Origin of the sequence: Gardnerella vaginalis (assembly GCF_001563665.1) — a bacterium.
Classification (GTDB): Bacteria; Actinomycetota; Actinomycetes; order Actinomycetales; family Bifidobacteriaceae; genus Bifidobacterium; species Bifidobacterium vaginale_A.
Genome location: NZ_KQ961858.1, coordinates 1 through 14,648 on the forward strand (window position 1 = coordinate 1; position 14,648 = coordinate 14,648).

Annotated in this window: 7 protein-coding genes and 1 pseudogene; 6 read left to right on the plus strand and 2 right to left on the minus strand. The window is 34.2% G+C overall.

Translation table 11 applies throughout. The annotated features are described in order from the left end of the window. Positions 1–1,142 precede the first annotated feature (1,142 nt). The 6 genes from HMPREF3230_RS02890 (at position 1,143) to HMPREF3230_RS02910 (ending at position 10,561) form a co-directional block, all read left to right on the plus strand. On the plus strand, positions 1,143–2,441 hold the full coding sequence (locus tag HMPREF3230_RS02890; protein WP_230955906.1) for a metallophosphoesterase: 1,299 nt from the start codon (positions 1,143–1,145) through the stop codon (positions 2,439–2,441). 316 nt (positions 2,442–2,757) lie between these two features. After that, positions 2,758–4,110, plus strand: coding sequence for a UDP-N-acetylglucosamine 1-carboxyvinyltransferase (murA, locus tag HMPREF3230_RS02895; protein ID WP_075523476.1), 1,353 nt, complete (start codon positions 2,758–2,760; stop codon positions 4,108–4,110). A gap of 415 nt (positions 4,111–4,525) precedes the next feature. Beyond that, entirely contained in the window at positions 4,526–7,141 is a 2,616-nt protein-coding gene (locus HMPREF3230_RS02900; protein ID WP_075523477.1) for a serine/threonine-protein kinase, read from the plus strand. 273 nt (positions 7,142–7,414) lie between these two features. Next, entirely contained in the window at positions 7,415–7,591 is a 177-nt protein-coding gene (locus tag HMPREF3230_RS06380; protein WP_155642884.1) for a hypothetical protein, read from the plus strand. Between the two features lie 14 nt (positions 7,592–7,605). Next, the gene (locus tag HMPREF3230_RS02905) at positions 7,606–8,058 is read left to right on the plus strand and encodes a hypothetical protein (RefSeq protein ID WP_075523478.1); all 453 of its coding nucleotides are present in this window, start codon (positions 7,606–7,608) and stop codon (positions 8,056–8,058) included. 55 nt (positions 8,059–8,113) lie between these two features. Then, positions 8,114–10,561 (plus strand): hypothetical protein, encoded by a 2,448-nt coding sequence (locus tag HMPREF3230_RS02910; RefSeq protein ID WP_155642885.1) that lies wholly within the window; start codon positions 8,114–8,116, stop codon positions 10,559–10,561. Between the two features lie 282 nt (positions 10,562–10,843). Here HMPREF3230_RS02910 and HMPREF3230_RS02915 read toward each other — a convergent pair whose 3' ends face one another. Together HMPREF3230_RS02915 and HMPREF3230_RS06525 are read right to left on the minus strand one after the other, a co-directional pair. Then, complete coding sequence (locus HMPREF3230_RS02915; protein ID WP_075523480.1) at positions 10,844–12,241, minus strand: PucR family transcriptional regulator; 1,398 nt, start codon at positions 12,239–12,241, stop codon at positions 10,844–10,846. A 163-nt stretch (positions 12,242–12,404) separates the two neighbouring features. Continuing rightward, positions 12,405–14,558 (minus strand): annotated as a pseudogene (locus HMPREF3230_RS06525) (DUF6020 family protein); the annotation flags it as partial. Positions 14,559–14,648 lie beyond the last annotated feature (90 nt).

Genomic DNA, 14,648 nt, shown 5'->3' on the forward strand with positions numbered 1-14,648 from the left:
CAATTAAAAGCCTAAACAATGAACACGTTATAAATACTCGAAACGCTAGTCTTCGCTTATAACACGTTTTATAGACCGGCTTATAAGTTGAGCAGTCTTATAAGTTAAGCACGGTTTATGAGTTAAATTAAAAACCCCGGGGCTTTAGTCCCAGGGTTTCTAACTAAAAGAGAAGAAGAAAATTAAATTATATTAAACACAACTCAAAACATTAAACTCAATGATTTAAATCCTATTAAAAATAAAACCACACTATCCTGAACAAAAGAATACCAAACCCTTAAAAAACCCTGAAAAAACAACGTTAATTATCTAAGATTCTTATTTTTTATATTTTATATTATTTCTTACTTATATATTTAAAGCATGAGAACAGTTATAACGTTTGCTAATCGTAAATAAAGCGATAATTGCGTGTAAATAACGCCACATTGCGAGTAAAGATTGCTCCGCACTAAAATGATCTAAAGTAGACGAGAATAACGAATAGGTCGCGCAATGACGTTTGCTAATCGTAAATAGGGAAGTTGTGATTACATGTGTGAGAATTTGTTATTAAGTACACTTGTATTATTTTGCGATTGATTGATAGTGTAATAATTTGTGATTGATTGAATAATGATTTGTAATTTAGTGTGTATGATTTTGCGAGTAATGATCTTAAATTTTGGTAATTCTCTAATTTGCCGTATGCTTGAACTATGCCTGAAGATATTTCGTCTAATTGTGAAGCTCAGAAGTCAGCTTACGATGGTGTGAAGCCCGAAGAAAATCACTTACAAAATTCAAATAGAGGGCTTTGCTGTGAGTCTAATAGAGAGTTTTGCGATGAGTCTAATGGTGAGCATTTGCATGCAAATAGTGAACTTTGCAATGAACCTTCGCATGCGAATAGAGAATGTGTGCTTAGTGAAGACGTAGATAGTAGATATGGCGAATGTGACTTGCTTAATGTTGGTGTGAATGCAAATTTGAATATTTCTAATGATTCTAAACTTTATGATAGCCGTGTTGATGAAAATGATTTTGCATGTAGTCGCGTTAGTGAAAATGATTCAGATGAAGTAAACGTTGTAAAAAGTAGTGTTGAAAGTTCTACTACTCATGATGTTGTAAAGTCTAATGTTAAGTTACCTTTATCTATTTCAGCGCGACTGGGTCAATTGCAATTCCATCTTTCTGGAAAGTTTCGTGTGCTTCAGTGTGCTGATATACAAGAAAATTCTAAAGTTTCAAAAGATACTATTCGTCTTATTGAAGCTGCTTGTGATGAGGCTAGACCAGATATAGTTATTTTCACTGGAAATCAGATTGCGGGATATGATAAAGATTTTTCTAATACTTTTACGCGCCGTCGTTGGGAACATAATTTAGATTTTTCAGATTCTGATTTAGAAGATACGCGTGAAAAAATTCGCAAGCATATAAGTAGCGTTGTAAAACCCTTGGAAGATAGGGGGATTCCGTGGGTTGTAACTTATGGAAATCATGACAATCAGTGTGGTTTGAGCAATGCACAATTAGATGATTTATATAGAGAATTTCCGGGTTGTTTAAATCATAGCGGAAATATTTCCGATAGAATGGAATATGAAGATAAAAATTGTGATTTTAGTGAAGAATCTGCCTTTAAATCTGTAAAAGTACAACATGCAAAAGGTGTACAACGCGTGCATGGAATATTGCCTAATCAAGTGATTTTTCCTTGTGAACCCGGTACTTTAGCTTTGCCTGTAAAAGACTGTAAGAATAAAGATATAGTGTTTTCTTTAGTGTTAGTGGATTCTGGTGACTATTCTCGCGCGGGTGGTTATGGTGAGCCATCTAAAATAGCTCTCGATTTTTTGAGCAAAATTTCTAGCTTTTTGCCTGCAAGGTTTTGTGTATTCCAGCATTTTGCTCTTAAGCAATATTACGATTTGCTTAGAGAAGTACCTAAGAAAAATGCAAGTGCTGAGCGTGCGATAGAAGGGTATCGTGCTTTTAGTGGAAAATACTATGTGTTAGATGAGTCTAAAGTTTTATCTGATTGTTATCTGAGTGAAGGCGTAAGCTGTCCAGATCTAGATAGTGGTGAATTTGCTATTTTGCGTAAAAATGGCACGTTTTCTATTGCTTCTGGGCATGATCACCGTAATTCTTTTGCAGGTAGAGAGAAGTCACATAATATGCTGCTTGTTTCTACTCCAACTTGTGGATTTGCTTCTTATGGTCCTGAGCCTTATAAGCGCGGTATTCGTCTTTTTGAATTTGATATACGTCATCCATTTGAACCTCGTACTCAGATGCTTGAGTTTGGTAAATTAGTTGGTAAGCCATCATCTCGTAAAGCCTATACTTATGGTCTAACTGCAGAATCTGAACACAATCTTCCTGAAGTTGATTTATTGCGCAAGCCGTCTATGTTTGCGCGTTTAATTCATAGATTACGTAAAAGGTGATTTGTTTTAGTTTTTGTTTTAGTTTTTGTTTTAGTTTTAGTTTTTGTTTTAGTGCTTTATTGATTAGATTTGCTGATTTGCTTTAATTTTTAGTGCTTATTGCTGTCGTGCGAGAGTTTCGTGCGTTTGTATATACGTATTTCATACGCGCATTTTGTACGCGCGTTTTGAAAGTCTGTTTCGTGGGTAAGTCTTTCGCTATTATATATATAGTATTTTGAGTGCGCTGCAATTTTCATGCAAAATGTGAGTTTTCTTGTCAGCGATTGCTTATGGGAGTTTTGACTATGCACGCGCGTAAACGAAAGAGGTAAATGTGTTTGCACAGAGCGTAGCTGATACTAGCGATAATAACGCATTAGATGTGTTACATGTTGAAGGTGGTAAGCCCTTAAATGGCACTATTAAGGTACGTGGTGCGAAAAATTTCGTCAGTAAGGCAATGGTTGCGGCACTGCTTGCTGCTGAAAAATCTACATTAAAAAATGTTCCCGAAATTCGCGATGTGCATGTTGTTTCAGATTTATTGCGTTTGCATGGTGTTAATGTTGATGTAAATGTTTCTGATGGTATTGTTGAAATTGATGCTGCAAAAGTTCAATTAGCAGACGTTGCAGATGTTGATACTCTTTCAGGTTCTTCTCGTATTCCAATACTTTTCTCTGGTCCATTGTTACATCGTTTAGGGGAAGCTTTTATACCTGCACTAGGCGGTTGTAATATTGGTGGACGCCCTATTGATTTTCATTTAGAAACCTTGAGAAAATTGGGCGCTAATGTAGATAAAGATCACGAGGATGGCATACATATAACTGCTCCTTACGGTTTGCATGGAACTAAAATTCATTTGCCTTATCCGTCTGTTGGTGCAACTGAGCAAACATTATTAGCAGCTGTTTTAGCTGAAGGACGTACTGAAGTTTCTGGAGCTGCAATTGAACCTGAAATTATGGATTTGGTTGCTGTATTACAAAAAATGGGCGCTATTATTTCGGTTGATGTTGACAGGACTTTCCGTATTGAAGGCGTTGAAGAGCTGCATGGATATACTCACACTGCTTTAACTGATCGTATTGAGGCTGCATCGTGGGCTTCTGCTGCATTAGCAACTCATGGAGATGTGTTTATTAAAGGTGCAACTCAGCCTGAAATGATGACTTTCCTGAATGTTTTTCGTAAAGTTGGCGGTCGTTTTGATGTTACTGATCAAGGCATTCGTTTTTGGCATCCGGGCGGTGACTTGCAACCTGTTGCGATTGAAACAGATGTGCATCCTGGTTTTATGACTGATTGGCAGCAGCCTTTGGTTGTGGCTCTTACTCAAGCAAAAGGTTTGAGTATTGTGCATGAAACAGTGTATGAAAACAGGTTTGGTTTTACTAAGCCTTTGGTTGATATGGGTGCAAAAGTTCAGCTTTATAGAGAATGTTTAGGATCTTTGCCGTGTCGTTTCCAGCAGCGTAATTATAAGCATTCTGCTGTGATTTTTGGACCTACTCCTTTAACTGGTCAAGATATTGATGTTCCTGATTTGCGTGGTGGTTTTAGTCATTTGATTGCTGCATTGACTGCTAAAGGTCCGTCTAATGTACACGGAATTTCGTTGATTGATCGCGGTTATGCTGATTTTCGTGGCAAGCTGCTTGCTTTAGGTGCAAATATTGATTAGCTATTAGTTTGTTAGTTTTTTAAGCTGCTGAATCTTAGTTTTTTAAGTGGCTAAAGCGATGTTTGTCTATTAAAGCGTCATATGTTTCTGTGTGTTATAGTTTTCTAGGTGTTTTAGAGCGTTCGCAAGATTCTTGTGAACGCTTTTTGTTTTACATTAGTGTTAGATTTTGTAATATTTAGTTTGTTTATGTAATAAAAATGTTGTGTTAAACTTTCGACCACATTGGCGGAAAAAGCTTGGCTTAGTAAAAAATCTTCATTAAAGTAATATTCACATTGAAGTGTAGCTGCTTTAAATAATTGTTTTTAGAGTAAAAAAGTTTGCGTATTTGGTTTTATGGTTTTTGTTTGAGAGTAGATGTTATTTGGAAGCGCACATAGCAATATGCGAATTGCTGAAAATTGGGGGAATAATGAATTGCGTAGGTGGTAGATACCAGCTACTTGGCGAGTTGGGGCGAGGTGGCACGTCTATAGTGTATCTCGCTGTAGATAATGTATTGCAATGCAAATGGACTGTGAAAGAAGTTGTTCTTGAACAGTCTAATCAGTCTGCAGATGTATTGAAACAGGCATTGCGTGCAGAAATCGCTATTCTTAATCGCTGTGATAACCCGTATATACCACGTATTGTCAATTATTTTGAAGAAGGGAATCGTGCTTACATAGTTCGTGATTATGTTCAAGGAAATCCACTTTCTTATATAGTTTCTAAGAATGGTGCTCAAAATATTAAATTTGTGATCCGTATTGGTATTGAATTATGTGAAATATTAAAGTATTTGCATAATTTGCATCCTGCTGTTGTTTATGGTGATATGAAGCCATCGAATGTGATGATAAATCATGATGGTCACGTAAAACTTATAGATTTTGGTGCTGCTCAAGAATTGCGTACAATTCAGCGAGAAAACTTAATGAATAGTAGTAACGTGACTTTTGGAACTAAAAGTTTTGCTGCTCCTGAACAATTTTCTAATTTAGGATTAGTAAGTGTTCAATCAGATATTTATTCTCTTTCTGCAACTTTAGCTTATGCGCTTTTTGGTAGAAAAGTTAATGGGAAGATTGATTTTTCGCGATTTTGCACTGTAGATGATTGTAATGAATTAGACTTTTGCTCTACATCCGGTGTTTCTAGTGTTCTGGGTGCCTCTAGTTCTCGTAGCGTATCTAATGCGTGCGAAACATCTAGCATGTTTCATGATGGCAATTATAAGCGAGTGAGCGCTTTAGATAGAGATGGCTATGCGGATGATAAAAATAATTTTTGTCGAAAGTCTAATGATGGATTTGATGAAAGTTTGTTATTAAATAATTATGTAATGGCAAAATTATGTAGTGTTATAGCTCGCGGTATGTGCATAAAACCAGAGAACAGATATAAATCTTGCGATTTCATGATGGAAGATTTGCTAAATTTGCAAGAATTATTGATCAAAAATAAATATTGCAATAAAAATATGAAAATTGCTGAATCTCAGGGTTGTGAATTGCATGTTTGTGAATCTCGTGATTGTGGATTGCATGGTTGTAAATCTCTGGATTGCGAATCGTCATCTTGCGAATCGCGTGATAGCAAATTGCGTGATTGTGAATCTAGCGATTGTAAATCGTATTCCGGAAAATCTAAGTCAGATAGTTCAGTTGCTAGTAATTTAGATCTTAAAAAATCAAATTATATTGAGTTAAATTCTCGTGAATCTCGTGATTGTGAATCTGGTGTTCGTGAATCATCATCTCATGAATCGGGTATCGATAATTCAAGTTTTAGTCAGTTTGATAGAAAGTCTAATAGAGTTAAGAAATCATTTGTTAGTAGAAGAGAAATTAGGGCTAGAAAACGTAGGCATTTTGCTTATGTTTTAGTTCTAGCGATTTCTGGGTTATTGTGTTTTGTGCTTAGTCCAGTAAGTTTTGCTGTTTCTCAGCGTGTTCGTAATGAGAATTATGACAGAAATATTCGCAATTGTTCTTTAGCATTGGATTCTGAAAATGCTGAAATGTATTGCGAGCGTGCAATAAGTGATGAGTCTATGCCTATGACACCTTTATTGCAATTATTGAAATATCACTGTAGAGATTTTCGTTGGGATTCTCGCGAAAGGCGCGTATTTAATAAATTGCTTTCGAAATATGATTCTAGATTGCGTAGTCAAAGTGAATTGTGGTCTAAGCTTTCTTTTGAGATTGGTAAAGCGTATTGGTTTTATGCTTTTGATTTTACTAAATCAGAAAATGTTGGGAATAATTCACTCTTAATTGATAGAAATGATAAATTGAAGAATTCTTCATCTCAAGATGATGCTTTAGAAAATGAGTATGTTGAATATGTTCATGAAGCATTAGATTGGTTTGATAAAGCATCGCATGATGTTAGTTATCAGCAGCATGAGCTTATTTCGTTATATAAATCTGTTGCTAGTGCATATTTTAAGATAATACAAAATTCTCAAGTTGATTCTAAAGAAGATAGTGCTATTGGAGATAAAAATGTTGGAAATTCTGATAAAAGTTTTAGCGATAATGAGAAAGAGAGTAATAGTGTAAAAGATGTTTATACGGATTCGTATTATCGCAATTTTTGTATGAATCTTCTCGACTTTCTTGAAGTAAATCGTAATAGCAGTAATGAAGTTGTTCGTATTGGTAGTGCAGAAGTTGCATTAGATAGTGCTCAATTCTTGGAGAAAAAATTAAGTTCTGAAGAAGATAGTAATTCTATAGAAAAGCTTTATAATCTTTCGCTTGATATAGCTAAATCAACTAAGACTACAAGTTATGTAACAGAATCACGTAAAAAACAATTGCTTAGTGTTTTTGAACTTTTTGAAAGTAGCAAGAATGTTAATCACGATGTAGTAAAAGGGATTCTTATTAAAAAAGAAGATTTGAGTTCAAATAAATATGCAAATACTGGTGGAGTAATTATCAATGATGACAGTAAAGATTCTGAGAAAGATTCTGAGAAAGGAGATAATAAAGCATCGCGTAAAGCATTTGGTAAAGGCTCTAAGAAGGGAAAATAAGGAAAGAAAGTAAGGAAATTGAATGAAGTTAAAGAAAGAAAAAGTTAGCTAAGGAGGGAAGTTAAGTGGGGGTGTGTTAAGTAGGGGTGTGTTAAGTAGGGATGTGTTAAGTAGGGATGTGTTAAGAAAGTTAAGAACTTTAAGAAGGGAGTTAAGAAGGGAGTTAAGAAGGGAGTTGAGAAGGAAATTTAAGAAAGGAAGTTAAGAAATTTAAGAAGGAAGATTTGAAACCTGAAAATAAAGGATCTTGCAGAAAAGAGATAAAAATCATTTGTGAGCCTAGAAAAGATGGGAGGCGTGGATAGCTATGAAATAAATGAAGATAAAGAAAATCTTAATAATATTTCTGAAGGAACGAATTGGAGTAGTACGCGAGTTGAATACAACAAAAATATAAAAAGAAAAATAAATGAATTAGATTTCTTCATAAAATTTAGTTCATTTGCATGAGTTTCGGGGGATTTATGACAGCTGGAATGTGGAGCATGCTGGGGTATTTTTTGCTAATAATTGGAGCTTTACTATGCTTTAGTGCAATTATTGTGTCAAAAATCATAAAGATAAAACGTGCGATTAGATATATAAGTTCGTTTTTATACACTTCTGCAAGACATAGTCATAAATCATCTTTAAATTCTAGAAAGCTTTTTCTTCGTTGTAAGTCGAATCTTGCAGGTGCATGTTTGATTGATAAGGGTTCTGCTGATAAGGGTTCTGCTGATACGTATTCAGTTGATACGTCTTTGGCTGATGTAAATCATGCTGTAAGTATAAGGCATATGAATCGCAAGAATAGAGTTAATAATTTAACTAGTGTGAATCGCGCGAATTATATGAGTGACGTAAACAAGTCGAATATAGTTACTTCAAAATCTCGTTCTGCTTGTGCTAAAAAGCGTTTGCGTGCTCTTGTTTGAGTGCGCTATTCGAATGATTGTATAGAAAATATCACTATTTATTGGGGGAAATGTGATGATGAGAAAGTTGAGTAAGCATACTTTTTATGGAAAATCATCGCTAAGGAGATGGGTTTATGCTGCTATAGTTTGCGTTGTTATTATGTCTTGGATATGCATTGGTAGTGAAAATATTGCATCGCTTGTATATAATACAAAATCTTCTTCTGCTATGGCAACAGAATCTGTTTCTTCTGGGACAATTGGCGAATATATTGATTCGAGTTCGATTTCGAGTTCAATTGAAGAAATGCAACCTAGTATGCTTGGATTGCGTTATATTCATGTTAAGAATGTTGATTTTTGTGGAGAAAATTCAACTGAGATATTGAATAAAGGAGCTTTCGCGTTTGCGCATGCGTCTGTTCGCTTAAAAATCACTATTGATGGTTTTACTCGTGCTTTTGCAAAACGTTTGCAAAAATTACGTGTAAGTATACAAAAATATAAAGTTACAGGTGATTCTCGCATTCTTGAGCCAACAAAATTATTGTCAGAAAGCGTTGATGTTCATTATAGGGAAGATCCTCAAACGAAGAGTCTGACTTTAGATGCTCCAACTAGTTATACAATCAATTTAACTCTTAGTGGTGAAGGTGTATACGATATTGGAACGTTAAAAGTACGCGCAATTGCTCTTAAAAGCATACCAAAAGCAAATAGATACTTCACTAATAGTAGCTTTGTGAAAAATTCTTATGAGAATACTAATAGTTCCATAATTGATTCTATACAAAATCCTACTGGTGTTCGTTTCATAGTAATCGACAACACGCGTCCTTCTATGAAAGTTATGTATGAAGATAAAAAAGATGGTAATACTAAGTATTTTAATCATCATCGAATCGCGCATATAACTGTTAAAGATGCGAATTTTTCTTTAATGAAACTATTGCAAAATGATGCAATAGCTCGTACAGATGATGAAAAATCTCAAGTTATTATTAGTGCATCTGATTTTATAAAAGATAATAAATCTAGTGAAATATGGCATTCTACTTTGAACTACGATGATGGCGATTGGCGTGTGATTTACAGAGTAACTGACATGTCTGGTAATAAATCGGAGTATGTAAAAAATTCATTTATTGTTGATACTAAAGATCCTAATGTTGAAATTTCTGATATTGCGAGCAATAAAACTTACGAAGTAGAAAATTCTGGTTTTCCATTTAAAGCGATTGTTCGCGATAATATGCGATTGAAGTCTTTTCTTATGCGCGTTAACGGAAAAGTGGTTATAAAGTGGAATTCTAGTTCTAAATCTGAAAGTAATAATATTAACTCTGATTCTGAAGATTCTAGTTATTCTAATGGCGTTGTAGTAAAAAATGTTTCAGATTCAGAAAAGTTATTAACTTACACGTTAGAACCTTCCGAAAAGCTATACGATGTTTATGTTGAAACTACGGATTTTGTTGGTCGTACTGTGTTCCAGAAAATTGAAAATGTTAGAGTTAAATCGCGTTCTAACAATAGTTCAAATTCTGATAGTAACAAAGTTGTGAACGATTCTTATGATAGTGAATCATCTTTTGATAAACTTTACAATATTGTGCGTGGAATTATTAAAATTCCAGTTTCTACAGATAAACCAATAACTAATACTGATCAAGAGAATCAAAATTCTGTAAATTCTGGGAATTTAGGTAAACAAAAGCCTGCTTCAAGTGAAAAATCTTCTAAAAAATTATCTCATCATTCTATAAGTCCGAAGAAAATACTTTCTAACAATGGTAATAGTGTAGATAATTCACATTTGAAGAATCAAAAGACTTCGCTTAAAACTAAAGATCCGTCCAAGAGTCAAGGACCAAATGAAAAAGATTCATTAAAAAGTGGAGGAGATAGCAAAGCTCACAATTCAGATTCAAATGATGAATCTTATGGTCCAATAGATAAGAAAAACTCAAAAAATAAAAATGTAAGCGAGAATGAGAATAGTATTTTGAGTAGCTCTTATAGGTTGCATCCGAGGTGGAAAGCAATATTAAAAGAACGTAATCGAGTTATATCGCATGACTTAGCTGATGCTATACATTTGCATAGTTCTAAAAATGTTAGTAATGGGAATGATAAGAATAGCAGACATAATGCTGATGTTGCTCACTCTCGTTTTAGTGATAAAACATATGATTCGCAAAATAAATTGCGAAATAAGAGTAAAGATGCTAATAAAAATGACAAAGATTTGGTTAGTGGAAATATGAAGAAGAATGAATCTAGTGGAGATGATAGCGAGGATAGTTATAAAAAAGATTCTAATGATGATTCTGAGGAATTGTTAGATAAAGACACGCAAAAACTTATTTCTGACGCAAAATCGGATTCGCATTCAAATAATTCTAATAATTCTATGATTATTTTGCTAACAATTGGAGTAGTAATTATTAGCATCGTTTCTGTGTTGGTAGTTGGATATGTTGTTTATAAACGTAATGGAGGAATTTTTATGAAACACTAATTTCATGTATTACTGTTCCTTACTTGCGCTCGCAACTCTCTTGAGCGTCAAGCATAAGTATTGTGCTTAAACTCAAGAGAGTTGTTGTTTAGTGTTTAAATATTTCTATTTAATATGACTATAGTTTGCTTGTGCTGTGAAGGATAGTTGATGTTTAATTACTTTTAAGCGTTGGCTTTTAGTTACTTTAGAATGCTTGCGTTTAATTACTTTTAAGCGTTGGCTTTAATGAATAGTCACTGTTAAAAAATATGAGTTAAGAAAGCTAGTTAGTTAAGAAAGCTAGTTATTTAGTGCGTCACGTATTCTTCCAATAGTAATTGCTGTTTGCAAAACGTACGCTTCACGCGGATCTGTGGCATCCCAACCAGTTGTTTGTGCTACTTTTCTTAAACGATATCTCACTGTATTTGGATGAACATTAAGCTCATGTGCAGTTTGATCTAATGCTCCGCCAAATCTTAGGAACATATCTACAGTAGGAAGAGTTGGATCATCTGTGCTGTAAGGCGCTAAGCTTTGATAAACAGATTTATATAGAGTTTCTATTGCAGATGAATCTCCAATGAGCGCTCTTTCTGGAAGAACGTCATCTGTGTGAATAATATTTGGCAAATGATTAACAGCTGGTGCTACTGCAAGAGATGCTAAAGTAGCTGTGATTGCGTCCGCAACTTGATTTACGTTTTGAGCTATTCTACTAACTGCAATCGGCTTTTTAGAAGGAGCAAATAACTGACATAGTTTTTCTAAAGCTTGATCTGATGGATCTTCTCGAATTGCGAGAATAATAATATGAGATGGAGCTGAAAAACTTGAAGTTCGCGTAGCTGAACTAATATTCCATGCATGTGCTATGCGCTCTATTGCATCATTTTGAACGCTTTCAACTATTGCATCATAAGCATTACAAGATCCTAACATTGGCCAAACTGCTCTTCGCAATGAGTCAGTGTTGTTTGCGAATTCATGTGTAGCAATATGCCTTGTTGGACCATTATCTTTATGCTTTATTGCCCCATATGTTCCTGCAATAACAATAATTTTAGGATTATTTTGCCATTGTAAAAGATGCATCAATGCGCTTACTCTCTGATCTGCAATTCCATTCATAAGGCAAGTTGCAATAAGAGTGTGTAAACGAAGTCGTGTTGTTGAATCAAAAACTTTTCCATCGCGATTATCGTAAATACCAAATTGTTGTTCGCATATTGGTGCTGTTGGCAATACAGTAAAATGTGGAGTTTCGCTGTTTGTATTATTTTGAGTTTTTTGAGTTTTTTGTGAATTTCTAGATCCAAAATGCCAAAGACGATGCTTATGTTTTTTTGTATAATCTTCAGAAGGTTCTGTGTTTTCTATTTGCGAATCTTTTTGTTGTGTATTTTTGTAGTTTTTATGTTCAGATTCATCAAATGTTGTTTCTTTTAAAGAAGATGAAGAAGAAGATGATTCAGATTCAGATGATGAAGACGAATTTTCTAAAAGTTGCGTTTCAATATTGTTTGAATAAATACTACTTCCATCTGCTTTAATGCCTGTAAGCAAAGAAAGAAAATCAAAGTCATTTTTAATAGATTTAGGTACGGAACTTCTAGGAGAGCTTGAGTCGCTTTGCGCAATTCTCTGGCTGTTCTCATCTTGAGAATCATGGCTATCAGTCGAAATTGCATCAATCATTGCACACCTTGTTATTTGTAGTAAGCATAGAAGTTTCTTCTATTTTATTCACATTCATGCCATTTTCTTTTTCAATCGGCATTTTGTTTTCTTCTAATAATTTTTTAGTATTTAGTTCAATAGATTTCTGCTCTTTGCTAGATTTGCTAGATTTGCTAAATTTATTAGATTTACTAGATTTTGATTCGTTATTGCTGAGTTGTGATTCTTTACTAGATTTACTAGATTTCTGCTCTTTGCTAGATTGTGATTCATTCCAGAAAGTTAAAGCTGTAAACCAAAAAACAAAAGTTATAGGTAACATGTGTCTTTCAAAATTATTTGCTGGAGCTAACATCATAACTCCAACTAAAAGAGCTAAAGGTATGTGTAAAGCAACTGTTTTCCATCGTTTACAAATAATTTCAGCTGCTCCAATCAGCAAAGTTGCAATAACATAAGTATTTCCGTGAATTAGCCAACCTAATTCAGTATTATCACTGAAATCGCTTGCGTTCCTATAAACTTTATTTCTCCAATCAGGCATCCAATAGCGAATCCAAGTTGAATTTTGAATATTATCTGTGTTTATATAATATTCAGGACCAACATAAGGTTTATCTGTTATATCAAAGTACCCATAAGTTTTAGCCAAAAATGCGTCTATTGCTGTAAGCGGACTGTTTTTAACAATCAGCCACCATGCTCGATTAAACTTTTGTAAATCTTTTTTAGTTACGTAACGCCATCTATAACTTACTTTTTTTGATTGTAGCCCAGAAGATTTAACAGGATCTGCGTCTTGCGGATTGTATGTTTCTGCAGTCTGATCTAGGTTGAAAATCGGCTCTATATCTTTTCTAGCTTCGTACGGAATGCTTTTTGGATTTAATCTTGCGGTTCTAGCTATTTGTTGAAGTTGTAATCCTTTGCTTTCAATAGGATCTCCACTTATAATTACTCCGTTGTGTATGAGCAATGAGATTGATCCGTGAATGGCAATAATTGGAAGAAGTATGCAACAAACCCATATGCGCCAACGTTTTCTTTCGCTTATAAGTAATATTACGAATTGAATTATTAAAATGTACCATGCATATTTTGCTGCTATTAGCATTACGCATACAGATATAATCAGCTCAAATATTGTGTGGTATCGATAATTTTTATTTCGAAGTTCATATAGTGTTCCAAACCACCACACGAATGCGAACGCGAATAATGGTGATTTCGTTAAAGATATAGTGCTGAAAGTTACTAGTGGGCTAAATAAGAATGTAATAAGTATTGCTAATCTAATAAAAACGGGTGTGCTTGTTGTGTTCGATGAGATTGGTGTGCTCTGTGTGCTAGTTGCGTCATCTGCGATCGTTTCGCTTGTTTCGCACACCGTACTAGTTCCACCAGTTTCGCTAGATGTAATGCATGTTTGTTTTATGTCTTTTATGCTGTTATTCCATGGTTGATTCAGAAATCTATTTGCGCTCGCTGAACAGCACCATATTGCGAATAAAAATTGAAGTGCTGCTAATAAAACAATTCCAGCATCATTTGAATTTGTAAAATATCTAGAAACTGCAGTAACTGATCCGTAAATAACAGTAAGAACAATATTATGTTGATCAGTTAAATATGTTGGGTTTTTGGGCCATAAATAATGTGCAGTTGGATAAATATCTGCAGGCACAAAGCTAAAGAATCCAATATAAGGTTGTTTTAATCCTGTAACTTGATTCCAAGCCCAGCTATATTCTCTTATTTGTGAGCAGATGTCAGCTCCGTAAGCAGCCAAAAGCGTTACTGGAATCCATAGCCATCCTATAAATAGCGTAATCATAATATTTCTACGCGTTCGTGTCATGTGTATTATGCACGCGCGCGCGAATTTATATAAGATTTTGAATAGATTATTTAAAGCTTTTGTGAATGTGTGTAAAAACGTTAAAAAGTGTTGTGAATTTTTATGCGAGAATTTCGATACTATTTTTAATACAAAAGATTTTATGTGCTTTAATAAGAGTAAAAATTTGTGAGAAAATCGAATAATATGATTTGGCAAATGAGAAGTTTTACCAAAATGAACTATTACGCAAAGTATAAAATAATATAAAGCGAAAGAAATAACAAAAATTAAGAAATGTTGTAAACGGAAATTTGCGATAGAAGCGAAAACTAAATCGTCATTATGTGATATGTACTTATAATCTTGTGATCGGAAAATAGGTCCGATGCTTGTACATAAAGCGAACCATGCGCATAGTAGGACCATAAAAATATGGATTGCTATTGCTTGTGCAATTTTTATAGCGCTTTTGCTATGCGTGGAAGTGTTTTTCATATTCTACCTATGCTAGTAATAAAAACTACTTTATTAGCTTACATCTTTTACTTACTAAATTGTGTGTTTGTGTTTTTCAAATATTTGCGT